The sequence below is a fragment of the Streptomyces sp. NPDC050422 genome (genome assembly GCF_044458665.1).
GTDB lineage: Bacteria > Actinomycetota > Actinomycetes > Streptomycetales > Streptomycetaceae > Streptomyces.
In genome coordinates this window covers 1-24,051 of the sequence record NZ_JBITIE010000015.1, presented here as the reverse complement: position 1 = coordinate 24,051, position 24,051 = coordinate 1, and the positions used below count along the sequence as shown (strand labels likewise).

General features: G+C 70.7%; 24 protein-coding genes and 1 pseudogene. 9 read left to right on the top strand and 16 right to left on the bottom strand.

Annotated features, from left to right (window positions below; genetic code table 11):
* The first annotated feature begins 12 nt into the window (after nt 1-12).
* The 4 genes from ACIBJG_RS23860 (at nt 13) to ACIBJG_RS23845 (ending at nt 3,141) form a co-directional block, all read left to right on the top strand.
* On the top strand, nt 13-195 hold the full coding sequence (locus ACIBJG_RS23860) for a hypothetical protein (RefSeq protein ID WP_399310212.1): 183 nt from the start codon (nt 13-15) through the stop codon (nt 193-195).
* The gene (locus ACIBJG_RS23855) at nt 192-2,009 is read left to right on the top strand and encodes a helix-turn-helix domain-containing protein (RefSeq protein WP_399310211.1); all 1,818 of its coding nucleotides are present in this window, start codon (nt 192-194) and stop codon (nt 2,007-2,009) included. The genes ACIBJG_RS23860 and ACIBJG_RS23855 overlap by 4 nt, the downstream gene beginning before the upstream one ends.
* Entirely contained in the window at nt 1,996-2,424 is a 429-nt protein-coding gene (locus ACIBJG_RS23850; protein WP_399310209.1) for a hypothetical protein, read from the top strand. Before ACIBJG_RS23855 ends, ACIBJG_RS23850 begins: the two co-directional genes overlap by 14 nt.
* 201 nt (nt 2,425-2,625) lie before the next feature.
* On the top strand, nt 2,626-3,141 hold the full coding sequence (locus tag ACIBJG_RS23845; RefSeq protein ID WP_399310208.1) for a LysR family transcriptional regulator: 516 nt from the start codon (nt 2,626-2,628) through the stop codon (nt 3,139-3,141).
* Nucleotides 3,142-3,688: 547 nt separating this feature from the next.
* Here ACIBJG_RS23845 and ACIBJG_RS23840 read toward each other — a convergent pair.
* Nucleotides 3,689-4,045, bottom strand: coding sequence for a hypothetical protein (locus ACIBJG_RS23840; protein WP_399310206.1), 357 nt, complete (start codon nt 4,043-4,045; stop codon nt 3,689-3,691).
* 82 nt (nt 4,046-4,127) lie between these two features.
* Here ACIBJG_RS23840 and ACIBJG_RS23835 point away from each other — a divergent pair, with 82 nt between their 5' ends.
* Complete coding sequence (locus ACIBJG_RS23835) at nt 4,128-4,430, top strand: hypothetical protein (protein ID WP_363073374.1); 303 nt, start codon at nt 4,128-4,130, stop codon at nt 4,428-4,430.
* A gap of 42 nt (nt 4,431-4,472) precedes the next feature.
* On the top strand, nt 4,473-4,889 hold the full coding sequence (locus ACIBJG_RS23830) for a LysR family transcriptional regulator (RefSeq protein ID WP_363073354.1): 417 nt from the start codon (nt 4,473-4,475) through the stop codon (nt 4,887-4,889).
* On the opposite strand, the gene ACIBJG_RS23825 is transcribed toward ACIBJG_RS23830, so the two are convergent.
* The 4 genes from ACIBJG_RS23825 to ACIBJG_RS23810 all read right to left on the bottom strand — a co-directional run bounded on the left by ACIBJG_RS23825 (nt 4,886) and on the right by ACIBJG_RS23810 (nt 9,307).
* Nucleotides 4,886-5,800 (bottom strand): NADP-dependent oxidoreductase, encoded by a 915-nt coding sequence (locus ACIBJG_RS23825; protein WP_399310204.1) that lies wholly within the window; start codon nt 5,798-5,800, stop codon nt 4,886-4,888. The two genes, ACIBJG_RS23830 and ACIBJG_RS23825, sit on opposite strands and share 4 nt — an antisense overlap.
* Nucleotides 5,797-6,258, bottom strand: a complete 462-nt coding sequence (locus ACIBJG_RS23820) for a cupin domain-containing protein (protein ID WP_024494953.1) — start codon at nt 6,256-6,258, stop codon at nt 5,797-5,799. Before ACIBJG_RS23820 ends, ACIBJG_RS23825 begins: the two co-directional genes overlap by 4 nt.
* Nucleotides 6,259-6,272: 14 nt before the next feature.
* A complete protein-coding gene (locus tag ACIBJG_RS23815) occupies nt 6,273-7,226 on the bottom strand; it encodes a helix-turn-helix domain-containing protein (protein WP_399310202.1) in 954 nt (317 codons plus the stop codon).
* Nucleotides 7,227-8,422: 1,196 nt separating this feature from the next.
* Nucleotides 8,423-9,307 carry a sulfurtransferase gene (locus tag ACIBJG_RS23810; protein ID WP_399310200.1) on the bottom strand — a complete coding sequence of 295 codons (885 nt, stop codon included), beginning with the start codon at nt 9,305-9,307 and terminating at the stop codon, nt 8,423-8,425.
* A 177-nt stretch (nt 9,308-9,484) separates the two neighbouring features.
* Here ACIBJG_RS23810 and ACIBJG_RS23805 point away from each other — a divergent pair, with 177 nt between their 5' ends.
* On the top strand, nt 9,485-11,110 hold the full coding sequence (locus ACIBJG_RS23805; RefSeq protein WP_399310198.1) for a PucR family transcriptional regulator: 1,626 nt from the start codon (nt 9,485-9,487) through the stop codon (nt 11,108-11,110).
* Nucleotides 11,111-11,119: 9 nt separating this feature from the next.
* Here the strand turns inward: ACIBJG_RS23805 and ACIBJG_RS23800 are convergent, their stop codons facing one another.
* From ACIBJG_RS23800 to ACIBJG_RS23780, 5 genes are all read right to left on the bottom strand, one after another.
* Nucleotides 11,120-12,217 (bottom strand): glycosyltransferase family 4 protein, encoded by a 1,098-nt coding sequence (locus ACIBJG_RS23800; RefSeq protein ID WP_399310196.1) that lies wholly within the window; start codon nt 12,215-12,217, stop codon nt 11,120-11,122.
* 222 nt (nt 12,218-12,439) lie between these two features.
* Nucleotides 12,440-14,185: a DNA repair protein RecN gene (gene recN, locus ACIBJG_RS23795; protein ID WP_399310194.1), complete on the bottom strand. Its 1,746-nt coding sequence runs from the start codon at nt 14,183-14,185 to the stop codon at nt 12,440-12,442.
* Between the two features lie 83 nt (nt 14,186-14,268).
* A complete protein-coding gene (locus tag ACIBJG_RS23790; RefSeq protein WP_399310193.1) occupies nt 14,269-15,174 on the bottom strand; it encodes an NAD kinase in 906 nt (301 codons plus the stop codon).
* Nucleotides 15,171-15,986: a TlyA family RNA methyltransferase gene (locus ACIBJG_RS23785; protein ID WP_399310191.1), complete on the bottom strand. Its 816-nt coding sequence runs from the start codon at nt 15,984-15,986 to the stop codon at nt 15,171-15,173. The genes ACIBJG_RS23790 and ACIBJG_RS23785 overlap by 4 nt, the downstream gene beginning before the upstream one ends.
* Nucleotides 15,987-15,993: 7 nt before the next feature.
* Nucleotides 15,994-16,233, bottom strand: a complete 240-nt coding sequence (locus tag ACIBJG_RS23780; RefSeq protein ID WP_399310475.1) for a hypothetical protein — start codon at nt 16,231-16,233, stop codon at nt 15,994-15,996.
* Between the two features lie 97 nt (nt 16,234-16,330).
* On the opposite strand from ACIBJG_RS23780, the gene ACIBJG_RS23775 reads away from it, so the two are divergent.
* The gene (locus ACIBJG_RS23775) at nt 16,331-16,678 is read left to right on the top strand and encodes an SCP2 sterol-binding domain-containing protein (protein ID WP_399310189.1); all 348 of its coding nucleotides are present in this window, start codon (nt 16,331-16,333) and stop codon (nt 16,676-16,678) included.
* 77 nt (nt 16,679-16,755) lie between these two features.
* On the opposite strand, the gene ACIBJG_RS23770 is transcribed toward ACIBJG_RS23775, so the two are convergent.
* The 5 genes and pseudogenes from ACIBJG_RS23770 to ACIBJG_RS23750 all read right to left on the bottom strand — a co-directional run.
* On the bottom strand, nt 16,756-17,574 hold the full coding sequence (locus ACIBJG_RS23770; RefSeq protein ID WP_399310188.1) for an ABC transporter ATP-binding protein: 819 nt from the start codon (nt 17,572-17,574) through the stop codon (nt 16,756-16,758).
* A gap of 95 nt (nt 17,575-17,669) precedes the next feature.
* A complete protein-coding gene (locus ACIBJG_RS23765; protein WP_399310186.1) occupies nt 17,670-18,749 on the bottom strand; it encodes a FecCD family ABC transporter permease in 1,080 nt (359 codons plus the stop codon).
* Nucleotides 18,746-19,705, bottom strand: a complete 960-nt coding sequence (locus ACIBJG_RS23760) for a FecCD family ABC transporter permease (RefSeq protein WP_399310473.1) — start codon at nt 19,703-19,705, stop codon at nt 18,746-18,748. Before ACIBJG_RS23760 ends, ACIBJG_RS23765 begins: the two co-directional genes overlap by 4 nt.
* A gap of 190 nt (nt 19,706-19,895) precedes the next feature.
* A complete protein-coding gene (locus tag ACIBJG_RS23755) occupies nt 19,896-20,924 on the bottom strand; it encodes an HAD-IIA family hydrolase (protein WP_399310185.1) in 1,029 nt (342 codons plus the stop codon).
* 108 nt (nt 20,925-21,032) lie between these two features.
* Nucleotides 21,033-21,552, bottom strand: a pseudogene (locus ACIBJG_RS23750) (hypothetical protein); the annotation flags it as partial.
* Nucleotides 21,553-21,661: 109 nt separating this feature from the next.
* Between ACIBJG_RS23750 and ACIBJG_RS23745 the strand changes: the two are divergent.
* The gene (locus tag ACIBJG_RS23745; protein WP_399310183.1) at nt 21,662-22,939 is read left to right on the top strand and encodes a DUF1015 family protein; all 1,278 of its coding nucleotides are present in this window, start codon (nt 21,662-21,664) and stop codon (nt 22,937-22,939) included.
* A 56-nt stretch (nt 22,940-22,995) separates the two neighbouring features.
* On the opposite strand, the gene ACIBJG_RS23740 is transcribed toward ACIBJG_RS23745, so the two are convergent.
* Nucleotides 22,996-23,736 carry a tetratricopeptide repeat protein gene (locus tag ACIBJG_RS23740; protein ID WP_399310472.1) on the bottom strand — a complete coding sequence of 247 codons (741 nt, stop codon included), beginning with the start codon at nt 23,734-23,736 and terminating at the stop codon, nt 22,996-22,998.
* Nucleotides 23,737-24,051 lie beyond the last annotated feature (315 nt).

The window sequence follows — 24,051 nt, the reverse complement described above, 5'->3', positions numbered from 1 at the left end:
GACCCTGATCTGGTGGCCGCGCTGCGGACCGCTGATCTGGACGGGATGCCGCTGGGCGATGCCTTCCGGCTGCTGCCGGAGTGTCCCCAGCCGCTGGTGAAGTCCGCGGTGCTGCACCTGTTGTGGTCCGGGCATGTGACGACCGCACTGGACCGGCCGCTGAGCGCTGCGCACGTGTTGCGGAGGGCCGCATGAGCGGGGCGGCGACGAAGCTGGGGGTCGGCACGCACTTCCGGCTGGACGGCGAGACGGTCGAGGTTGTGGAGTTCGCCAGCCTGGCCACGGGCATGGAGGTCGTCCTCAAGGACGGACGCAACCGACTGGCCCGGATGTCGCTGCGCGAACTGCTGACCTCCGATCGCGTCGAGCTGATCCACGACAGGTCGGGCCCGTCTGCCGCCGATGACGAGGACGTCGCCGCGGTGGTGCTGAGCCGGCTGACCAAGGACGAGCAGAAGGACGTCCTGAAGCGGACCGCGCACGTCCGGGAAATGCTGACGGGCTATCGCTCTGGCAGCGAGCACCTTCCGCAGCCTAATGAACCGCGCCCTCAGTACGCCGCCGGGTTGCCGCTGAAGGCCCGGTATGAGGCCAAGGCGGTGGAGATGGGAGTAACCGAGCGCACGGTGCGCCGGTGGGCCCGCGCCTTCCGCGAATTCGGCGAGGCGGGGCTGGTGCCGAAGACCGCGCAGTCGGACGGCGGGCTGGGCAACGCCGACCCGCGCTGGGTTGAGGCCGCGGTAGAGGTGCTGAAGGAGTACGAGCGGGAGTCGCGGCCCTCGGTGAAGGTGGTGCTGGAAGAGGTCGAGGCCCGCGTCAAATCCACGTTCAAGCTGGTGAAGGTGCCGGTGCCACCGCGGACGACGGCATATCGGTGGATGCAGGAGCTGGAACGGCGCCATCCGACCTTCCGGCTGAGTACCCAGCGCAACCGGGACATCGCCGACCGCCCGCGGAAGGTCTACGGCAAGCTGCGGCCCACGCGGCCGGGCGAGTACGTGCTGATGGACACCACCCGGCTCGATGTGTTCGCCCTCGACCCTGTGACGTTGCGGTGGATGCAAGCGGAGCTGACCGTTGCGATGGACTGGTACACCCGCTGCATCATCGGCCTGCGGGTGACACCGGTGTCGACGAAGGCGATCGATGCCGCGGCCGTTCTCTATCAGGCATACCGTCCCCAGTTGGTTCCGGAGAGCTGGCCGAGAGAGGCCGCCTGGCCCGAGCACGGGATTCCGCGCGGGGTTCTGGTGGAGGCCGAGGCCGTCCACGGGCCCGTCACCGGGGTATGGGGGCCGAAGGTGGCGCCGGAGACGCTGATCGTCGACCACGGAAAGATCTACGTGTCGGCGCATCTGACCAGCGTCTGCCGCCGGATGGGGATCTCGGTGCAACCAGCGAGGCTGCGGACGGGCCGGGACAAGGGGCCGGTGGAGCGGTTCTTCCGCACCCTGCGGGAAGACCTGCTGCAGCGGCTGCCCGGCTACAAGGGACCGGACATCCACTCGCGTGGGCTGAACCCGGAGAAGGACGCCTTCTTCTTTCACCACGAGTTGGAGGCGATCATCCGCGAGTGGACCGCAGTGACGTATCACCGCAGGCACGCCCCCAGCCTGAACATGCCGCTGAGCGAGGAGGCTCTGCAGTTCGCCCGGCGCCTGGCCGCGAAGGAACACACCTACCCCGACGACCGGCTCGCCATCGCCCTGCTGCTGAAGCGATGGAACCTCGGCCTGGGAACATCCCTGGTCGAACGGCGGATGGCGCTGCGGCTCTCCCGTGAACAGACGGCCCTGGACCTCCCAGGAACGCCGGCCGACGACGTGCGGTCGCTGCCGTCGGTCGCCCGCGTGCTGTCCCTACCCGAGCAGCTGGCCCCTCCGCCGATCGAGACCGTCCAGGACCGGGAGCCGGAGGCGGGCGATGACGACGCCGACGGCCTGGAGGAACTGGAAGAGGAACTCGACTTCTACGCCACCGCCCTGAAGGACATCGATGACGACGAGTAAGCGGCCCCGGGCCCAGGGCGAGGAAGCCGATCTGCGCTCGCGACTGGACCACCTCACGCTGTCCCGCAAGGAGGGCTTCGGACGCCTGGCAGACGCACCGCCCCGGCCACGTCCGGAACCTCTGTCCCGTCGGCAGTTGAAGTCGCTGGGAGAGGCGGCCCTTGCCGAATACAACCGCGGGCGCCGAAAGTGGCATGCGAATCTCGGCCCGCTGGTGACACCGCAGATGGAAGAGCTGCACGTAGATCTCTCGGACATCTTCGACAGCAACGACCAGGACAGCGACAAGGTCAAGGGCGGTATCGCACTCGACGCCTTTCCCGGGCTGGGCAAGACCACAGCCGTGCTCGCTTTCTCCCGGAAACTCCACCGTCGCATCCTCCAGGAAGAAGGTCAACCGGGCCCGCTCTGCTGATGACCTCGGACAAGAACTAGGAACAAAAGGTGATGTCGTCCGCCGAAGACTCGATCACCTCGGAATCCCGCGCCGCCTGTTCGGCGTTCACAGCTGGCCCATCATGAATAGGAAACTAAGGGCTGTCCCGCAATTCCTGGTGGATCAGCGCGCGGCGTCAGATGCGGTGCATCGCAAGGCGGAGAGGCGCCCGCATACTGGATGTATTCGGGCGTTTCGACAACGCGGCGAGGTGCCGTAGCTGTCGTCGTGCGCCCGCCAGGAATTGCGGGACAGCCCTTAGACAGTTCCGTCCCAGCCGACATCAGGAAAGTAACGGAAGGGAACCTGCACGGATGGCTCCGCCTGCGGCGCTTCCAGATCCTCATGACCTTTCCCACGCTCACAACTGCCGCCGCATACCTCAAGGTCAGACCCAGCGCGCTCACCGGGCAGTTCAATCGCCTGGAAGTCGACCTCGCCGCTGAACTGTTCCACCGCTCGGTTCGCCATTCAGCCCAACACCCAACCAGGCGCGGAGCTTCGCTGCTGCGAGATGTGAATGATCCACAGGTTCAGAATCTCATGTGTGAAGCCCTCGGGCCGAAGTTCGAGCCGATGCCGAGCCGTGCTGAAATCGAATCTGCGGAGGCGGTAGCCGATGGTATGGATGCGCGTTTGCCTCCCTGGATTCTGACCTACCAGCACTCGCTCACTTTCATATCCCGCCGACCATAGTTCCTTTACTGAAACACCTCCTTGAATACGCTGGCCAAGAGACCTACGCGGCGCAGATCCAGACCCGCACCGGAATGTCTCGCGCCACCATCCAGAACCAGCTCAAGCGCTTTGCTGAAGCCAGCTGGCTCGCCGCTCGCGATGAACCCCGTGAAGAACGTCCGCACGGCGGCCGATGCCGCATCTACTACTCGCTGACCGCACCAGCTCGTCAGATCCCGATCGGCGATCTGCTCAGCAGCCCCTGGCAGTCGCGGAAAAGGACACCACCGCAGGACAAATCTCAGGACACAGCAGTGGTACTGAACCGCAGACTCCCTGGTCAGCGAGTCACGGAATGACGCAATTCATAGGAACCTACACCTGCTGTGGGATCCCGTTTCCCGCGTCGGATACCACGCGGAGATGTCGTAGCCGTGTCGGATCCGACATGTTAGCGGGATTCATGCCTCCTGTTCTTGTAGGGTCTCAGATTTCGCTGCGCAGTCTCACGCTCCGCTTCATATCGGCTGCACTTATGAAGCGGCCGTGAGACAAGCAAGTCGAGTCAGCCCGGCTGCTGAGCGTCTTCTGCTCCGAACTGCGAGCCGATGTTGTTCCACATGAAGCCGTTCTTCCAGTCCGCCTTGATGGCTGCCCAGCCGAGCATGGCGGTCTGCACCTTCTCCTGGAAGATGGTCCGAGTCTGATAGTGCTCGGCCGCCACGCCGTCCCGGAATTCGAGTTGGTACGTGTTGTCGTCGCGCAGCAGTACCTGGACATACCAGCTGCCCTCCATACCCTCCTCCACGCGTTCCAGGACCAGGTGCGCGTTCCCGCGCTGGAGGTTGGCCAGCATCCTGCCTATCGCCGGTTTCGTGGGCTTCTTCCCCACGCGCCCCGCCTCGTCAGTTGCAATCAGCATGGCGTGATCCTCCAACACGGCTCTGACATCGACTCGACGAGTAGCCAGAGGGCTTCGCCATCATGGGCTGGTGACGACATGGATGCGCTGCCATTGGGACGAGGAAGACGTCTGGTTCTACTTCGAGGTCGACACCGAAGGCTGGGTGACCCGACAGATCGAGCTCGAAGGGCCTGCGCTGACCCCGGTCGCAGCAGCCTCCCTCGCGGAATGGCAGCGGGCCTACGACGCAGGCCGCCTCGACGAGTACGACAGCAGGTTCGGGATCACAGCAGAACTGCCCGTCTCGGAGTGGGAAGGCCATGATCCGGAGCAGCTGACTTCCGAGGAGTTCGAGGAGGTCTGGGACTCAGCTCGTCAGCGGATCACTGCCCGGCCATCATGACTTCCGAAGCGGGCGTGAGAAAATGCCGTCTGCCCCACGACCATGACCCGAAGGGCCAAGCTGCACGGCATCCCCGTGACCAAGGTGAACGGACACACCCGCCCCGAACTTGCGCAGCTGGCCGCTCAGGCCAGAGAGGCACCGGAAATCCTCCGTCCTGCCTTCACGGGGCCCGGCGCATGGGACCGCCTCCGCGAGTTTGCCGCAGTGTCCCGCTATCGGACGCTCAAGGAAGCCGCCGAAGCACTCGGAACCCACCACACGGCCCTGATCACGAGAGTTGGAAGACTGCGTCGCGAGATCGGACACCCACTTCTCACTCGTACAACCACGGCATCACCGATGAAACTGACCCAGATCGGTGAAGCCGTAGTCGCAGCGATCCACGCCACGGGGCCACGGAACCAAGGATGGCTGTGTGCCGACCTACAGGACACGCCCGAGCTCGGCCCGGCTTAGCTTCCGGCCATGGCGATGACCAGTTTGCCGCCCTTCGGGCGCTGCTCGCGCTCCAGCTCCGTCAGGGCGGGAATCGCCTCGGCCAACGGGACCGTACGGGCAATGGGCAGGCGCAGGGTCCGGGCCACCTCCTCCAGGTCGGCGGTCACCGGTCGGCCGATCATCGCCCGGAACGGGCCGGGCAGTGCGCTTCTGATCATTTTGGCCGGGGTTGGGACGATGTCGACGATGGTTCCGCCGGGCTTCAGCAGCGTTCGGGCCGCGGCGAAGGGAAGCATGCCGGGCGTGTCGAGGACGAGATCGAACCGTTCCGCGAGGGCGGCCGGGTCGAAGCCGAAACCCACGACCGGCTCGACGCCGAGCTCGTGGGCCTCGTCAGCCGCAGGGTTGCGGCAACTGCCGGCGACCGAGGCTCCCCGCGCCCGGGCAAACTGGACGGCGGCCCGGCCCACCCCGCCCAGGCACCCGTTGACGAAGACCGCCTGCCCGGGACGGACCTCCGCCGTGGCCTGGTAGGCGGTCACGCCCACGGTCGGCAGCGCGGCGGCCTGCTCGTACGAAAGGTCCACCGGTTTGAGCACGACCGCCTTCTCCGGGACCGTCACCATCTCGGCGAACGCCCCCGCCTGCCGGAAACGAGCCCCGCCGAGTACCGCGTCGCCGGCGTTCAAGCGGGTGACGCCGGCGCCGACCGCCTCGACGACTCCGGCGAAGTCGTGCCCCATCGCCCGGGGAAAGGAGCGACCGGTCATCAACTTCATCTCGCCGTTGCGCATCTTCCAGTCCAGCGCGTTGGAAGCCGCCGCTCGGACGCGGACGAGAACCTCGTCCGGACCCGGGCGTGGTGGCTCGAACTCAGCGAGCCGCATCACCTCCGGGCCGCCGTAGCGGTCGTATTGAAGGCGCTTCACGAGGCGTATTCGTTCGAGATCTCGGTGGCGTAGTTCTTCCAGAGCGGTTGCATGGTCTCGGCGTTGACCGGCTGCCCGGAATCGATCATGGCCTTGAAGTCGCGGAAGTACTGCACATACAGGTCCGGCGTGAAGGTGTTCAGCATGACCGCGTTCTCGTCGCCGACGTTGGCGAACGTGTGCGGCGCCCCGGTCGGCACGATGACCCAGGTGCCCGGCCCGGCGTCGTATTGGTCCTCGCCGACGGTGAACCGGAAAGTTCCCGCCAGCACGTAGAAGCCCTCGTCATGCTGGGCGTGGCGATGCTGCAACGGGCTCGGGGTGCCCGGCGGAATGGTGACCTCGGCGAACCCCAGCCGGTGGTCGGTGTGCTCGCCGTTCTCCAGGATGCGGATCTGCTGCGCCCCGCTGCCGAGGATCTCGCCCTCACCGGGGCGGACGATGTTTACCTTCGCCACGACTTCTCCTATTGCTATTGCCTGCCTTGGTCACCACCATCCTTGTCCGGGCCGGCTGTGCGCGTCTTGGTCGTCTGTGCACGGTTGCTGGATACCAGTGCACGGGCGTTGTAGCCGTACGTCGCCTTGAAGAGCTTGCTGAAATGGGTGGGATCGGAGAATCCCCACCGGGCGGCCACGGCGGTGACCGTACGTTTGCTTCCGGTCAGCTCGGCCCGGCAGCGCTCCAGGCGGCGACAGCGGATCAGGGCCGCGACGGTGAGCGGCTGGTCCTCGAACAGCTTGTGCAGCCGGCGTACGGATATGTTGTGGGTGGCGGCGATGCCAGGCGGGGACAGATCGGGATCGGCCAGCCGGGTCTCGATGTAGCCGGCGATCCGGCTCCGCAGCCACTCGTCCGGGGCCGGCTGTTCGTCGCCGAGCCGGGCCTCCAGTGCGACCGCGATCAGCTCGACGACGGCCGCCGCCGACCGCAGCGCCTCCGCCTCGCGGAACTCCGTCGCCGACCACGCCGACTCCCGGGCCAGCACGGAGACGAGAGCGCCCGGGCCGTGGCTGCCGTCGATGCGTACGCCGATGAGCCGGTCGATCTGCGCGGGCCGGATCCGAAGCTCCCGGCGCGGAACCAGGATGGTGACGTGCGCCGCGGCGGTGCTCTCGAACCGGAGCGTACGCGTGGGATCGAGCAGTACCAGGTCGGTCGGCCCGAGTTCGGCGTCGCCGCGCCCTTGCTCGATCCGCGTCCGGCCCCGGGTCATCACCTTGACCGCCAGGTTCTCGCCGTCGGTGGCGTCGCGCTCCCGCCCGATGCAGGCGCTCTCGGGCGTGTCGAGGGAGACCAGCCGCAGCGGCCCGAGGTCACGGGTGGCGATCCCGCCCCGGAAGCCGGCCCCGGCCAGCTTGTTGACCAGCGGCGGAAACCCGCTGGCGGCCAGCTCGTCCTGAAACGACTCAAGGTTGCCGATCACCGGTCAATGATAACGGCGACACTTCTCCTCAGGCACCTGTTCGGCGGGGGGTTACAGCGGCGCCGGCCCGCATCTGCTCTACCAGGCTCTGGTGCACGCGGTGGACGGCTCAGTCGCGCCGGCGACCGACGGCGCCGAACGGTGAGCGCAGCACCGATATCGGAATCGGTGGTAACCGCCGCGATGGACTTCGAGATGCGTTCACGCTCGTTGGCGGTCAACTGGAGTCCGCCGGTGGACGCGGCTGTGACGGCCAGCCTGCCGACACCCATAACCGCCGGCCGGGTACCGGGTTGCGAAGCCCCGTCATCTTGAGCGCCGGCCGGTAACGTCTGGTGAGCACCACCGCAGTCACCGCCGCAAAGAACGCGGCAGCGAGGATCGCGCGTGGTTTTCGTGATCGCATGAATGAGTGTCTCTTTTGCCGGTCAGCCTAGCGTTATGCGCGCACGACGCTGGGAAGCCGGGAATGGGAACGGCACCGATGCTCGGACAGATCGGACCTGCCGATCTGCGGTCGGCGGCATCGTTTCGACGTTCGAGGCCGGTCACTCGGTGTAACCCCGCGCGGTCTGGCGAGGTGGGTGAATTCGGGACTCTGTTCAAACGGCGTGGATGTCGATCAGCGGAGCCGGTCGATTGTTGAGCTCGCGGGATCGCGCTCACCAGCCCGGAACGCAGCTACTACCGCTCAGAAATCATCATCGCCGCCATCGTGTTATGGCTGCGTGCCGACCTACAGGACACGCCCTAGTCCATACCAACCGTCGCCTCAATGGGGCCTGGACCCAGCGCTACGAACACGGCGTTCCCGTCAGTGACCTTGAACCCGTCGAGGTCGATGGCACGACCGGGACGCCGGCCCATTTCAAGCCGGACGAGTCGCTGGGTTCGGTGCCCTTGCCTGAGGATGCCGATCTTTCGCGCCTGGCCACAGCCTGGCCTCATCTAGAGGTTCAGGTCAATGACCAGCGGCTGCGGCGTCACGGGCCGAGGTCCGCCGACTGGAGCCGCCATCAGTGAGCGGCCGTTGGCTCTTCCGTTCGCTGAGGAAAATGACACGAAAGCGGGACTGTCTCACTGACACGACCACGGAATCCGGCCTGAAAGTGCAGGTCACTGCAGCTCCAGAGGACACGGCTCGCCGGAACCTACACGGGCCGCGGTGGGCCGGACGGCTCACTGTGGCACTCTCGTCAGCCGGCCTGAGCCGCCCGGTCCGTCACGACCGGGCGGAGCTCCGACGGCAGCCCCCACTCGCTCCAGGAGCCGTCGTACACCGCCAGGTCGCGGTAGCCGGCCAGCGCGGCGCCCAGCGTCAGGACGCAGGCGGTGACACCCGATCCGCAGCTGAAGAACAGCCGCTCCCGGCCCGGCGCCAGGTCGCCGAAAGCGGCCCGCAGTTCCGCCGCCGGGCGCATCCGGCCCTCGTGCTGGATCTCGCCGAAGGGCAGGTTGACCGCCCCGGGCATATGGCCGCCGCGCAGGCCCGCACGCGGCTCGGGGGCCATGCCGCGGAAGCGTTCCCGGGACCGGGCGTCGAAGACGGCGGATGCCGGGTCCGTGAGGGCCGCCGCCACCTCGTCGGCACCCACGAGCAGTCCCGCGCGCGGCACCGCCGTGAAGTCACCGCGCTCCGGGGCGGCGGCGGGCGCGCCGCTCTCCACCGGCAGCCCGGCAGCCGCCCAGCCGGGCAGGCCCCCGTCGAGCACCGCGACCCGGTCGAAGCCCATGGCCCGGAGCATCCACCAGGCCCGGGGGCCGGAGTAGATGCCCACCGCGTCGTAGACCACGACCGTGTCGCCGTCGTGGAGGCCCAGGGAGCGCAGCTCGTCGGTGAACCGCGCGGCATCGGGCATCGTGTGGGGCAACGCCCCCGTGTGGTCGGAGAGCGCCCCGTCGATGTCGAACGGCCGCGCCCCCGGGATTCGCCGCGGGGACGCGCGGTGCGCGCCGACGGAGGCGTCGAGCACCAGCAGCCCCGGAGAGCCGAGCCTCCCCGCGAGCCAGTCGGCGCCGACCAGGGGGCCGGGCAGCGGGCCGGGCAGGGGCTCATCGTGCGGCGACGCATCGACGCCCATGGTTTCTCCCACTCGTCCGGGTACAGAAATTTCAAGATCGCAGCGGGTCCGGCCCCTGTCAACGGCCCGCCGCCCCGACGACGCCCCCGCCGCTCCGGGCCGGTACCTTCCTGACCAGGGTGACCGCAAGCATGCGGCCGCCCGGTCCGACCGAAGCGAAGCGCGAGGCCAGAGCCAGTGGAGACCCAAGGCGGCATCACCGTGCAGCGAGCCCTTGAGCTGCCGGGGCTGCGCAGCGGACTCCCCGAAGTGGTGACCGGCGCGGACCGGCTCGGCCGCACCGTGCGCTGGGTGCACGCCGGCGAGGTCCCCAACATCGCGTCGCTGCTCAAGGGCGGTGAGCTGCTCCTCACCACCGGTCTGGGGCTCGGCACCCGCCCCGCCGAGCAGCGCGCGTTCGTCCGCCGGCTCGCCGACCGCGGCATCGCCGCGCTCGTGGTGGAGCTCGGGCCGCGCTTCAGCAGACTGCCGTCCTCGATCGTGGACGCCGCCCGCGCGGCCGGGATGCCCCTGGTCCAGCTGCACCGCGAGGTGCCGTTCGTGACGGTGACGGAGGAGATCCACACCGAGATCGTCAACGGTCACTACGCGCTCCTGCAGCAGGCCGAGGAGGTCCACCGGCGCTGCACCCAGGCGCTGCTCGGTGGCGGCGGTGTGCCCCAGGTGCTCGGCATCCTGGCGGACTTCACGGCCAACCCGGTCTTCCTGGAGACGGCGGACGGTCAGCTGCTGTACGCGGCGGGCACCGAGTCGGGCCCGGCCTCCCCCGATCCGCTCCAGGTCTGGGACGGGATGCGCGGCGGCCGGGCGGCCCGCGAGTCGCCCCCCGTCGGCGCGGTGCTGGTGGATGTGCCGGGCGGTGGCCCGGGAACCGGCTCGGTGCGGGCGAGGCTGGTCCTGCTGGCGGTCGACGGGCCGCTGGTGCCGGTGCACCGGATGGCGGCGGAGCGGGCGGCGGGCATCCTCGCGGTGGTCCTGATGCAGGCCCGTCAGGAGGAGGAGCTCGCGGCACGGGGCCGGGGCGACTTCCTCACCGATCTGGCGGAGGGCCGGATCCCCCCCGAGGACGCGCCGGCGCAGGCCCGCGTACTGGGCTTCAAGCCGGGCGAGATGCCGCTGCTGCCCGTGGTGATGCGGCTGGCCCCGGAGCTCTCCCCCTCCGGCAACTGGGCGCTGCTGGCGCGCGCGGTCCTGGAGGAGCTGTCCTCGGTGGGGGTGCCGGTGCTGCTCGGGGTGCGGCCGGTGGAGGGCCGGGTGCCGCTGCTGCTGGGGCTGCGTACGGAGACGGAGCGTACGGCGGTGGCCGACCGGGTGGCCGCGGCGCTGCGGGCCGGGGTGGAGCGGGCCGGTCTGGAGCGGGCGGGTTCCCATCCCCCCGTCGTGGTGGTCGGGGTGGCGGGCGGCTGGGCGGCGGCCGGTGCGGGGCTGCGGCATGCGGCGGAGACGGCCACGGCTGCGCAGGGGCTGGACGACCGGCCCTGGTACGACGCCCGGCGTCTCGACATCGACCTGCTGCTGTGGCGGCTGCGGGACCATCCGGATCTGGCGGCGTTCGTCGAGCGGGCGATCGGCCCGCTGCGCGATCACGACCGCACCTCGCGCCCGCCGCTGCTGCCCACGCTGGAGACGTATCTGGCCCATGCGGGCCGCAAGGCGGAGACGGCGCGCGAGCTGCATCTGAACCGTCAGACCCTGTACAACCGCCTGGCCCGCATCGGTGAGCTGCTCGGCACCGATCTGGACGACCCGCAGGCCGTCCTGGCGCTGAGCCTGGCCCTGCGCGCCCGCCGCCACGCGACGTGACGGGCGGCCTCAGCGGGTACGGGCCACCGCGAGCGGCTGAACCAACTCGTCGTACACGCTGAGCACTTGGGCGATCGTGTCGTCCTCGGTCGGCCAACTCGCCGCCTGCCGGGGGCCTGCGGCTGCCAGCCGCGCCCGTTCCGCCGGATCGCCGAGCAGGCGGGCCACGGCCCGGGCGAGCGCCTCCGCGTTCGCGTACGGCACGAGTTCCGCCGCGTCACCCACGAGTTCGGGTACACCGCCGACCGCGGTGGCGACCAGTGGTGCCCCGATCCGCAAAGCCTCCTGGGCCAGCACCGAACGCGCCTCCCAGCGGCTGGGCAGCACGACCAGATCTGCGGCGGCCAGGAGTTCGGGGATGTCGGTGCGGCTGCCGATCAGCGAGACGGGCAGGTCCTCGGCCTTGATCCGGCGCCGCAGCGCCGCCCGTTCCCGCCCTTCGCCCGCGATGACCAGCAGGGGTACGGGGTCGAGCCGGCGCCACATCCGTGCCGCGTCGAGCAGCGTGCCGTACCCGTGATGCGGCACGAGACTGCCCACGGCCATGATCAACGGCCGTTCCACGGCGCCCAGTTCGGCCCGCACCTTACCGTCGGGCACCGGCAGGGGGTCGTGCGGGGCGGGTACGGCGACGGGCGCGAGGCGGGCGTCGCGCGCGCCGCGGCGCCGGGCCCGGTCGACCAGGTCCGACGATGCGCCGAGCACCACCGACGCCGATCGGGCGGCTCTTCGCTCCAGCAGGTGCAGCAGCCGTCGGCGCGCGCCCTCGGCCTGGGCCCGGGTGTGCCAGGTGACGACCAGCGGGATCCGGCGGCCGCCCAGCGCAAGGGCGGCCCGCACCGCGGCGTGCAGCCCGTGCGCGTGCACCACGTCGGCCCCGGCGCAGGCGGCCCGCAGCGCGGCGACGGCGGCGGGGTCACCGCGCCGCGGCACCGGCGCGAAGTGGGCCCCCGTGGCGGAGAACGCGTAGGCACGGTCCAGCGCGGCCGGCGCGCAGACCGTGACCTGCACACCGCGCGCGATCAGTCCGGCGGCCAGCGAACCGACATGGGCGCTGCTGCCCGCGCTGCCGCCGCCCAGCACTTGGACCGTACGCAGCTGTGACACGTTGATTGGCTCCCGGGGCTCCCGAGTCGGGGGTAACGGGGTCACCCGCGACCGTACGTACACGGCCAAGGATGCCAGTCCGTACGCACGTTCCGGCACGGCCGGCCCGATACGCCGGTGCGCACCGCGACAAACCGGGCGTGGCGCACCACCCGCACGGGTGAAATCCGTGAAGGACCGGAACGGCCCCGGACGCCGGGAAGGGACGCCCCCGCACAGGCCCTATCCGTCGGCCCGTGCCGTGGCCAGCAGCTCCTCCGCGTGCGCCCGGGCCGTCTCGGAGTCCTCCTGGCCCGCGAGCATCCGGGACAGTTCCCGTACCCGGTCCTCGCCCTCCAGGACCGTGACGCCGCTCCGGGTGACCGAGCCGTCCACGGTCTTCTCGACCAGCAGCTGCCGGTCGGCGAACGCGGCCACCTGGGGCAGGTGGGTGACGACCACGACCTGGGCCGACCTGGCGAGCTTCGCGAGCCGCCGGCCGACCTCGACGGCCGCCTTGCCGCCGACGCCCGCGTCGACCTCGTCGAAGAGATAGGTGGGTACGGGGTCGGAACCGGCGAAGACCACCTCGACGGCGAGCATCACCCGGGACAGTTCGCCGCCCGACGCCCCCTTGGCGATCGGACGGGGCTGGGCGCCCGGGTGCGGGGCCAGCAGGAGTTCGACCTCGTCGGCGCCGGACGGCCCGTAGGCCACGTTGCGTCCGCCGATCTCGATGCCGGACGCCTCGTCCGCCGCCTCGGTCTGCCGGATGTCGAAGGAGACGCGTGCGTGCGGCATGGCGAGGGAGGCGAGTTCCGCGGTCACCGCTTCGGCGAAGAGGGCGGCGGCCTCCGTGCGGGCATCACTCAACGCCTGGCCGAGGCCGGAGAGTTCGGCGCGCAGCGCGTCCCGTTCCGCGGTCAGCTCGCCGATCCGGTCGTCGTCGCCCTCCAGTTCGGTCAGCCGGGCCACCCCGTCCTCGGCCCAGGCCAGCACGGCGGCGATGTCGACGCCGTACTTGCGGGTGAGTGCGGTGAGCGCGGCGCGGCGCTCCTCGACCGCGGCGAGCCGCAGCGGATCGGAGTCCAGCTGGTCGGCGTACCCGGACAGTTCGCCCGCGACGTCGGCGAGCAGGATGGAGATCTCGCCGACCCGCTCGGCCAGCGCGGCGAGCGCCGGGTCGTGAGCGCGTACCCCGTCCAGGGCCTGCCCGGCGGCGGCGACGACGGTCGTCGCGTCGACGGCCTCCTGGTCCTCGGGATTGCCGGCCAGCGCGGTGTGCGCGAGTGCGGCGGCGAAGGCGAGCGCATCGGCGTGGCCGAGGCGCTGCGCCTCGGCGGCGAGCTCGGTGTCCTCGCCGGGCAGCGGTTCGACGGCGGCGATCTCGTTCAGGCCGAAGCGCAGCAGATCGGCTTCCTGGGCCCGCTCCCGGGCGCGCGTCGTCAGCTCGTCGAGCTCACCGGCGACCTCGCGCAGCCGCCGGTAGGCCGCCGCGTACGTGGCATGGGGCACGGCGACGCCGTCGCCCGCGAACCGGTCCAGGGCCTGCCGCTGCCGGGCGGGCTTGAGCAGTCCCTGCTGGTCGGTCTGGCCGTGCACGGCGACGAGTTCGTCGGCGAGTTCGGCCAGCACGCCCACCGGCACGGATCTGCCGCCGAGATGGGCCCGGGAGCGCCCCTCCGCGGAAACGGTACGGCTGATGAGCAGCGCACCGTCCTCGATCTCGGCCCCGGCCTCCTCGGCCCGCAACGCCGCCGCGTCGCCCTCGGCCACCGTGATCCGGCCCTCGACGACCGCGGCCTTGGCCCCGATCCGCACGAGGGCGGGATCGGCGCGTCCGCCGAGCAGCAGCCCCAGGCTGGTGACGACCATGGTCTTGCCCGCGCCGGTCTCACCGGTCACCGCGGTGAAACCGGGTGACAGTTCCACCACCGCGTCGTCGATGACTCCGAGCGACCGTATCCGCATCTCCTCCAACACGGACATGACCATACGAGGTTTCGTGGCCCGCGCGCACACGGGTCGCGGTCGGGGCCGTCGGATCCACCGGTGCGGGAGCCGCCCGGGGGTCAGTGCGGGGCGCCGCGCCACCCCGACACCGGCAGCGCGAACTTGGCCACCAGCCGGTCCGTGAACGACGCCTGGTGCAGCCGCGCCAGCCGTACGGGCACGGCACCGCGCCGCACCTCGACCCGTGCGCCCGCGGGCAGCTCCACGGTCCTGCGCCCGTCGCACCACAGGACCCCGTGCGGGGTGTGCGGCTGGACCTCGACGGCGAGCACCGAGGTCGGCGAGGTCACCAACGGCTTGGCGAACAGCGCGTGGGCGCTGATCGGGACCATCAGGAGCGCCTCGACCTCGGGCCAGACGACGGGGCCGCCGGCCGAGAAGGCGTACGCGGTCGAGCCGGTCGGTGTCGCGCACACGATGCCGTCGCAGCCGAACCCGGTCACCGGCCGGCCGTCGATCTCCAGCACGACCTCCAGCATCCGCTCGGGCGACACCTTCTGCACGGCCGCCTCGTTGAGCGCCCAGTCGGTGTGGACGACGTCACCGTTGCTGTGCACGAGGACGTCGATCGTCATGCGTTCCTCGACGGTGTACGCCCGGGTGACGACCCGGTCGACGACCTTGTCGAGGTCGTCACGCTCGGCCTCGGCGAGGAAGCCGACCCGGCCGAGGTTGACGCCCAGCATCGGGACCCCGGAGGCGCGCGAGAGCTCCGCGCCCCGCAGCAGCGTCCCGTCGCCGCCCAGCACGATCAGCAGCTCACAGCCGTTGACCGCCTCGGGGGTGGCATCGGTGACCGTCTCCACCGAGGGCGGCAGCGGCAGATCGGCCGCTTCATGGGCCAGGACCCGTACGCCCAGGCCGCTGCGGAGCAGCCCCTGGACGACGAGCTCGGCGCTGCGGATCGCGGCCGGCCGGCCGGTGTGCGCCAAAAGAAAGACTGTTCGTGCCGCATTCGTCGTCAACGAGGCCCCTCCGCCACTGCACGGTCGACATCTGCGGGATCCAGTTCCGGTGCTCCGGCCCGCAGCCACAGAAAGTACTCGACGTTCCCCGACGGCCCGGGCAGCGGGCTCGCCGTCACACCCCGGACGCCCAGGCCCAGTGCCCAGGCCCGGCGCGCCACTTCCCGTACCGCTTCGGCGCGCAGATCGGGGCTGCGCACCACCCCGCCGCTGCCGAGGCGCTCCTTGCCGACCTCGAACTGCGGCTTGACCATGAGGACCAGGTCCGCGTCGGGGGCGGCGCAGCGCGCCAGGGCGGGCAGCACGAGACCGAGCGGGATGAACGACAGATCGCCCACCACCAGGTCCACCGCCTCGCCGTCGATCGCGTCCAGGGTCAGTTCCCGCACATTGGTACGGTCCTTGACGGTGACGCGTTCATCGGACTGGAGCGACCAGGCGAGCTGCCCGTAACCCACGTCCACGGCGAGGACGCGGGCCGCTCCGGCCCGCAGCAGCACATCGGTGAAGCCACCGGTCGACGCCCCGGCGTCCAGCGCCCGCCGCCCCTCCACCTTCAGCCCGAGAGGGACGAAGGCGGCGAGGGCGCCCGCCAGCTTGTGGCCGCCCCGGGAGACGTACTCGGGGTCACTGTCGTCCTTGGTGACGACGACGGCGGCGCTCGTCTCGACCTGGGTGGCCGGTTTGGTCGCGGTGTTGCCGCCGACGGTCACCCGTCCTGCGGCGATCAGCTGGCTCGCATGCTCGCGTGAGCGGGCGAGCTTTCGGCGTACCAGCTCGGCGTCGAGGCGGCGACGGGCCACTCCTGCCACGTTCGGTTCAGCTCCTGTTGTCGTACGAGTCGTCCAGCGCGGTCAGCGATTCGCGCAGGCCACGGTGTACATCCTCGTACACCTCGATGTGTCCGTCCGCCGGGAGGTGGTCCGCATCGGCCAGACGCTCCAGGTGCGCGTCCACGTCGGCGTCGTCCGTGGGCGTGCGTACGACACCGAGGGGTGCCGGGCCCGCGGGCTCGTGCGACACCGCGGGGGACGGCTCCTGCGGTGAGTCCTCCGGCATCTGACCGGGCGCGGTCGCGGCGGCCGTGTCCGGCCCCGGCGTCGAGTCGCTCATGTGGGAAACGCTACCGCGAAGGGCTGGGGTACCGTCGTTCGCGATGGCGACCATGGCGGAGTGCCGCAGCGCACTCGACAAACTTTCCGACAACCTCGCGGGGGCCGACGGCGACGTGCGCGGCGCGGCGGCGCTCGACCGTTCGCTCAGCTGCCACATCAAGGACCTCGACGTGACGTTCACCGGACGCCTCGCCGACGGCCGGATCCAGGTCCTGGACACGGTCGAGGGACCGCCCCGGGAGAAGGCGGAGATCCGCCTCGCGATGACCGGGGACGATCTGGTGGCGATGGTGGACGGCGAACTGAACTTCGGCAAGGCGTGGGGCTCGGGCCGGGTCCGCCTGGAGGCCGGCTTCCGCGACCTGCTGAAACTCAGATCGCTGCTGTAGTCGAATCAAGCCCGTCCGGCGCTTGACGACGTCATTCCAAGCCCGACCGGCGCTTGAGGACACGGCGTGGCCGCAGGTCACGCGCTCGCCCCCGCCCCCGCAACACGCGCACCGCGCACCCGCGCAGCCGGAACCACCAGCGGCGTCCCCGTCTCCGGATCGGAGATCACCTGGCACCGCAGCCCGAACACCTGCTCCACGAGCTCCGCGGTGACGATCTCCCCGGGCGCGCCCTCCGCGATGATCTCGCCCTCCCGCATGGCGATGAGGTGTGTGGCGTACCGCGCGGCATGGTTCAGATCGTGCAGGACCGCCACCAGCGTGCGCCCCTGCGTCTCGTGCAGTTCGGCGCACAGGTCGAGCACGTCGATCTGATGCTGGATGTCGAGGTACGTCGTCGGCTCGTCGAGCAGCAGCAGCGGCGTCTGCTGGGCGAGCGCCATCGCGATCCAGACGCGCTGGCGCTGACCGCCGGACAATTCGTCGACATAGCGATCACCCAGCGTTCCGACACCGGTCGACGCCATCGATTCCTCGACAATGCGTTCGTCCTCGGGCGACCACTGCCGCAGCAGCCCCTGGTGCGGGTAGCGCCCCCGGGCCACGAGATCGGCCACCGTGATGCCCTCCGGTGCGATCGAGGACTGGGGCAGCAGCCCCAGGGTCCTGGCGACCTTCTTCGCGGGCAGACCGTGAATCGACTCCCCGTCCAGCAGCACCCGGCCACGGGCCGGCTTCAGCATCCGGGAGAGTGCCCGCAGCAGTGTCGACTTCCCGCAGGCGTTGGGGCCTACGATCACGGTGAACGAGTGGTCGGGGATCTCGACCGAGAGGTTCTCCGCGATGACCCGCTGGTCATAGCCGAGGGTCACCGAGTCGGCGGTGAGGCGCTGCATGGTCGTACTCCGGAGGTGGGTCGAATCGGTTTCGGTGAGCGAACGAGGGGCGGGAACGGCGCCGGGCGCCCGCGCCGCGCCCCGTGCTCCGGCTTTCATATGCGGCCCGCCTTGCGCTCGGAGACCAGGAGCCACAGCAGGTAGCAGCCACCGAGCACCCCGGTGACGACGCCGACGGGCAGTTGCCGGTCGCCGAACGCCTCCAGCGAGACCCAGTCGGCCACGAGGAGGAGCGCCGCCCCCATGAAGGTCGCGGCCACCAGGTTGGGGCCGGTGGAGCGGGTGAGCCGGCGGGCGAGCTGCGGAGCGCTGAGCGAGACGAACGCGATCGGCCCGGCGGCGGCCGTGGCCACGGCGACGAGCAGCACGGCGGAGCCCATCAGGACGAGCCGGGTGCGCTCGACCCGTACCCCGAGCGCGTACGCGGCGTCGTCGCCCATCTCCATCACCCGCAGCGCGGGCCCGTGCCCGAACACCAGCGGGAGTAGCACGGCGCAGACCGCGAGCAGGGGCCAGACCTGCGCCCAGTCCCGGCCGTCGAGCGAGCCGGTCATCCAGACCACGGCGCGGGTCGCGTCGACCAGGTTGGCCTTGGTGATCAGGTACTGGGTCGCGGCGGTGAGCATGGCGGCGGCGCCGATGCCCACCAGGACGAGCCGGAATCCGTGCACCCCGCGCTTCCACGCCAGCAGGTAGACGGCGACCCCGGTGAGCAGACCGCCGGCCACCGCACCGCCCGCGACCGCCGCCGCACCGCCCTGGAACAGGACGATCACAGTGAGCGCCCCCACGGTCGCGCCCTGGCCGAAGCCGAGCACGTCGGGGCTGCCGAGCGGGTTGCGCGAGATGGTCTGGAAGACGGCGCCTCCGGCACCGAGCGCCGCGCCGACGAGGAGTCCGACGAGCACCCGCGGCAGGCGCAGGTCCGTGACGATGAACTCCTGCTGGAAGGTGCCGTGTCCGAAGAGCGTGGTGACGACCTCGCCCGGCGTCATCGAGAAGTCGCCGCTGCCGATGAGGACGACGGCCACGCCCGCGGCCACGGCTGCGAGCAGCAGGATGACGAGGGAGGCCCGGACGTTCATCCGGAACGAGTACCCGCCGGCCGTCCGGACGGCCCGCACCGACCGCGCCGTCCCCACGATCCCAGCCGTCTCGTCCTTGGTGGCCTTCACAGCTGGGACATCCTCTTGCGTCGTACGAGGTGGATGAAGACGGGCCCGCCGATCAGCGCGGTGACGATGCCGACCTGCAGTTCGGCCGGGCGGGCGACGATCCGGCCGACCACGTCCGCGCCGAGCAGGAGCACCGGGGAGAGCACGGCCGCGTACGGCAGGATCCACCGCATGTCGGGGCCGGTGATCGAGCGCACCAGGTGCGGGATCATCAGCCCGATGAAGACGATCGGCCCGCACGCGGCCGTCGCGGCGCCGCACAGCAGGGTGACGGCGAGCATCGCGAGGACCCGGGTCCGGGTCAGATGGGCGCCGAGGGCCTGCGCCGTGTCGTCGCCCATCTCCAGGGCGTTGAGCGGCCGCGCGATGAGCAGGGTGAGCAGTACGCCGACCGCGATGAACGGCCACACCTTGCCGACGGTCTCCGTGTTCGCGGAGGCCAGCGAGCCGACGGTCCAGAACCGCAGCCGGTCCAGCGCCGCCGAATCCAGCAGCTGTACGGCGTTGACGTAGCCGTACAGGGCGGCGGTGACCGCCGTCCCGGCCAGCGCGAGACGTACGGGGTTCGCCGACCGGCTCCCGCCGAGCAGGTACACGGCGACCGAGACGATCGCGGCTCCGGCGAAGGCGAACCAGACATAACCGGTCAGCGAGGTGACGCCGAAGAAGCTGATGGCGGAGACGACGGCCGCCGAGGCCCCCGCGTTGACACCGAGCAGCCCCGGCTCGGCCAGCGGGTTGCGGGTCAGGGCCTGCATCACGGCCCCGGCGAGCCCGAGCGCGGCGCCCACGATCAGCCCGAGCACGGTCCGGGGGATCCGCACCTTCCGTACGAGGACGTCGTCGCCGCTCCCCGCGTAGTGGAACAGGCCGTGCCACACATCGGCGAGCGGCAGCCCCTTGGCCCCGATCGCGATACTCGCCAGGCACACGAGCACCAGGGCGGCCAGCGCCACCAGGAGCCCTGCGGCACGTACCGCGTGGCGCCTGGGGGGCGCGGCACTGTCCGGCGCGGCTATCGGGCCTGCGCTCGGGTTCGGAGGACTCTCAACCAACACGTGGTTAGGTTAGCCTAGCCAACTATGAGCTCGGCCTTCCAGGGACCTGTAAACGGTCGAGCCGACGGAGCCGGCCCGCCGCTTCGGTCTACAGCCCGAGCCGGGCCACCGCCTTCCCCGCGTCCAGTGCGCACGAGCCGTCCCCGGCGTGCGACCACGCGGCCCCGCACAGCGCCCGCAGACCGTCGAGCGCGTCCCCGTCGCCCTCCAGCACCAGCGCCTCGCCGCGTACGGAGGCCGTCCAGCCGCCGCAGGCGTACGCCTCGTCCGTCCGCGTCACCTCGGGCTGACCCGTCAGCAGACCGCGCAGGTCGGCGTCCACGTACGTCGGCCGGTGCTCGGGCACCGCGGCCACCAACTGCGCCGCGTCCGTCACCCCGGTGAGCACCAGCAGGGAGTCCACTCCCCCGTTGAACGCCCCCTCGATGTCCGTGTCGAGCCGGTCCCCGACCACCAACGGCCGCTCGGCCCCCGTCCGCAGCACCGTCTCGCGGTGCATCGGCGGCAGCGGCTTCCCCGCCACCTGCGGCTCGGCCCCGGTGGCGATCCGTACGACCTCGACGGCCGCCCCGTTGCCCGGCGCGATGCCCCGGGCGCCCGGAATCGTCAGATCCGTGTTGGACGCGAACCACGGCAGCCCGCTGTTGATCGCGTACGAGGCTTCGGCGAACCGGCCCCACGTCATGTCGGGCCCGCCGTATCCCTGCGCCACCGCGACCGGGTCGTCGTCCGCCGACTCCACCGGCTGCAGCCCGCGTTCACGCAGCGCCACCCGCAGCCCCTCGCCCCCGATCACGAGCACCCGCGCCCCGGCCGGCAGCTGATCGGCGACCAGCCGTGCCACGGCCTGCGCCGACGTGATCACGTCGGCGGCCTCGGCGGGCACCCCCAGTTCGGTCAGGTGCTCCGCCACCGCGGCCGGGGTCCGCAGCGCGTTGTTGGTGACGTACGCCAGGTGCATCCCGCCGTCCCTCGCGGTGCCGAGGGCGTCGACGGCATGGTCGATCGCCTGCCCGCCCGCGTACACCACCCCGTCGAGATCGAGCAGCGCCGTGTCGTACGCCTCGCTCAGCGCGGTGCTGCTCCCGCTCGGCCTGGTCCTGCTCGCCTGACTCATATCCCGCGCTCCTCATTGCCTGCGTATCCCCCGATCATCGCGCATCCCGGACATGCGCATACGATGCGGAATCGACGTCCTCCCCCTCCCGCGGGAGGCGGATTCCCACGGCTCGCGCCGTGGGGTTTTCTGCTTCGTCGCCGACTGCCCGCCCGGAGAACTCCGTTGAGGTCTTACACCGGCTCCACAGACTGTCACCGAGAGCACCTCGGCCGGCACATTCTCCGCGGCGTTCACGTCCCGGTCGTGGGTCGCCCCCCGGACGTGCAGTGGCATCTTGCGAGACGAACCAGCGCCCGGCCGCGTCCTGAGAGCGTCGCACCTCCGGGAAGGGAACGGGACCAGACGATGTCGAGCGGTGCACGCATCTTGGCGAGGGTCAGTTTGCCGTCGCGGAAGCGGAAAGCACTGGTGGTGCACTCAGCGGACTTCCGGACTTCTTCCGGGACTTGAAGGTCGGGTACTTGGCCCGTTTCTGCCAGAAGTTCCCGAACGCGCCTTGCAGATGCCGCAGCGTCTGCTGCAACGGCACGGACTTCTTCCACGAGGTGAGCATCGCGGAGGTCGCGTTGTAGTTGACGAAGCGGTACTTGAACGCCCGCTTCACCCGATTCGTGATCACGCTCACGAGCTGGCGGGGCTGCGACTTAGGATCAAAACTGCGGGTCACAGCACTGGGATCCGCCCTGGCGGCGAATCCCAGGCCAAAGCACGGGGTATCCACACAGGAGGAAAAGATGAACGAACGAGGCCCTGCGGACCAGGGACTGCGTCTGATTCCGTTCCGTGGACTGCGCTACGTCCCCGAGCAGGTCGGCAGTCTCGCCGCGGTGACCTCGCCCCCGTACGACGTCGTCGTACGCCCCGACGGGCTGCACCACCTTGAGTCGGCGGATCCGCACAACATCGTGCGTCTGATCCTGCCCCAGGCCGACTCCGCGGCCGCCCGGCACGAACAGGCCGCCGCGACGCTGAACCGCTGGCTGGCCGAGGGAGTCCTGGCCCCCGACCCCGAACGGGCGTTGTACGTGTACGAGCAGCGAAACGGCGACACCCTCCAGCGCGGCGTCATCGGCGCACTCGCGCTCTCGGAACCCGCCGACGGCATCGTGCTCCCGCACGAGGACGTGATGGCCCATGTCGTCGAGGACCGCGCCGACCTGATGCGGACCACCGCGGCCCATCTCGAGCCACTCCTGCTGACCTACCGCAGCGACGGCAGCGCGACGGGTGCGACCGCGGTCATCGAGCGGACCGTCCACCGCCCGCCGCTTCTCGCCACCACCACCGAGGACGGCTACAGCCACCGCCTGTGGGCGATCACCGACCTCACCGACCGTACGGAGATCGAAACGGACCTGGCCGGTCGCCAGGCCCTCATCGCCGACGGCCACCACCGCTGGGCCACCTATCTGCGGCTCCAGCGGGAGCACACGGACCCCGGCCCCTGGGACTACGGTCTGGTCCTTCTGGTCGACACCACCCGCTACCCGCTCCGGGTCCGCTCCATCCACCGGTTGTTGCACGGCCTGCCCGTCGCCGACGCGCTCGACTCACTGGGCGGTCTGTTCCGCGTCCGCGCCGTCGCAGGGCCGCTCCCCCACGCCCTGGACGTTCTGGCCGACGCGGTGGCCGAGGGCAACGCCTTCCTGCTCGCGGGCGACGGCGGCTTCCATCTGGTCGACCGCCCGGACGAGGCCCTCCTGGCCCGTACCGTCCCCTCGGACCGGCCGGCCGCCTGGCGCACCCTCGACGCGACGGTCCTGCACTCGGTCCTGCTCGACCACGTCTGGCGGATCCCCGACGACCCGGCCCGCATCGCCTACATCCACGACACGGAGGCGGCGGTCGAACAGGCCGAGCGCCACGGCTCCACGGCGGTGCTGATGCACCCGGTGCGCGAAGAAGTCGTACGGGACCTGGCCCGGCAGGGCGTCACCATGCCGCGCAAGTCGACCTCCTTCGGCCCCAAGCCCGCCACGGGCCTGGTCCTGCGCAGCCTCACTCTCGGCTGAACCTCCCGAACGCAGAAGAGGGCGGCACCCCGGGGGTGCCGCCCTCTTCCTATGCGTTACGCCTTGACGGGACCGTCGTCGTCCTCGTCCTCGTCGTCGTCCTCGTCGATATCGTCGTCGGCATCGGCCACGACCGGTGCCTCGACGCCCGCGGGAGCGGCGGCATCGCCATCGTCGTCACCAAGGGCGTCGACGAACTCGACACCGTCCAGCTCGGCAAGGCGGTCCGACGCGTCCGTGGAGCCGTCCTTGTCGGCCTCCAGGGCCTTCCCGAACCACTCACGCGCCTCGTCCTCGCGCCCCGCTGCCAGCAGTGCGTCCGCGTACGCGTACCGCAGACGCGGCGTCCACGGGTGCACGGCGCTGGAAGCGAGCTCGGAGCTCTGCAGCGTCACGATGGCGGCATCGATCTGCCCCATGTCCCTGCGGGCCCCGGCGGCCACCAGACGCATCTCGACCTGACCGGCCTTGTCCAGCCTCTGGACCTCGGGCTCACCGGCCATGGCCATCGCCCGCTCGGGCCGGCCGAGTCCGCGCTCGCAGTCGGCCATGACGGGCCACAGTTCCACGGACCCGGTCATCCGCCGGGACGCCCGGAACTCCGCCAAGGCCTCGGCGTACTTCTGGGTGGCGTAGGCAGCGAAGCCGGCCGCCTCCCGCACGGCGGCCACACGCGAGGCCAGCCGCAGGGCGATACGCGAGTACGCGTACGCCTGCTCCGGGTCCTCGTCGATGAGGCGGGCGACCATGACCAGGTTCCTGGCCACGTCCTCGGCGAGCGTCTTCGGGAGGCTCATCAGCTCCTGGCGGACGTCCTTGTCGATCTCGTGACCGGTGACGTCCTCAGGAATCGGAAGCCGCTTGATGGGCTCACGCTCCCGGTCGTCCCGCCGCTCGTAACCACCGCGGTCGTCACGCCCGCGGTAGCCGCCCCTGTCCCGGTCGTCCCGCTGACCCCGGAAGCCACCGCCGGACGAACCACCGCGGTTGTCGTCACGGCGGAAGCCACCACCGGACGTACCGCCGCGGTTGTCGTCGTCGCGACGGGGCCCGCGCGGCCGGTCGTCACGACGCTCGAACCCACCGCTCGGACGCCCACCACGGTCATCATC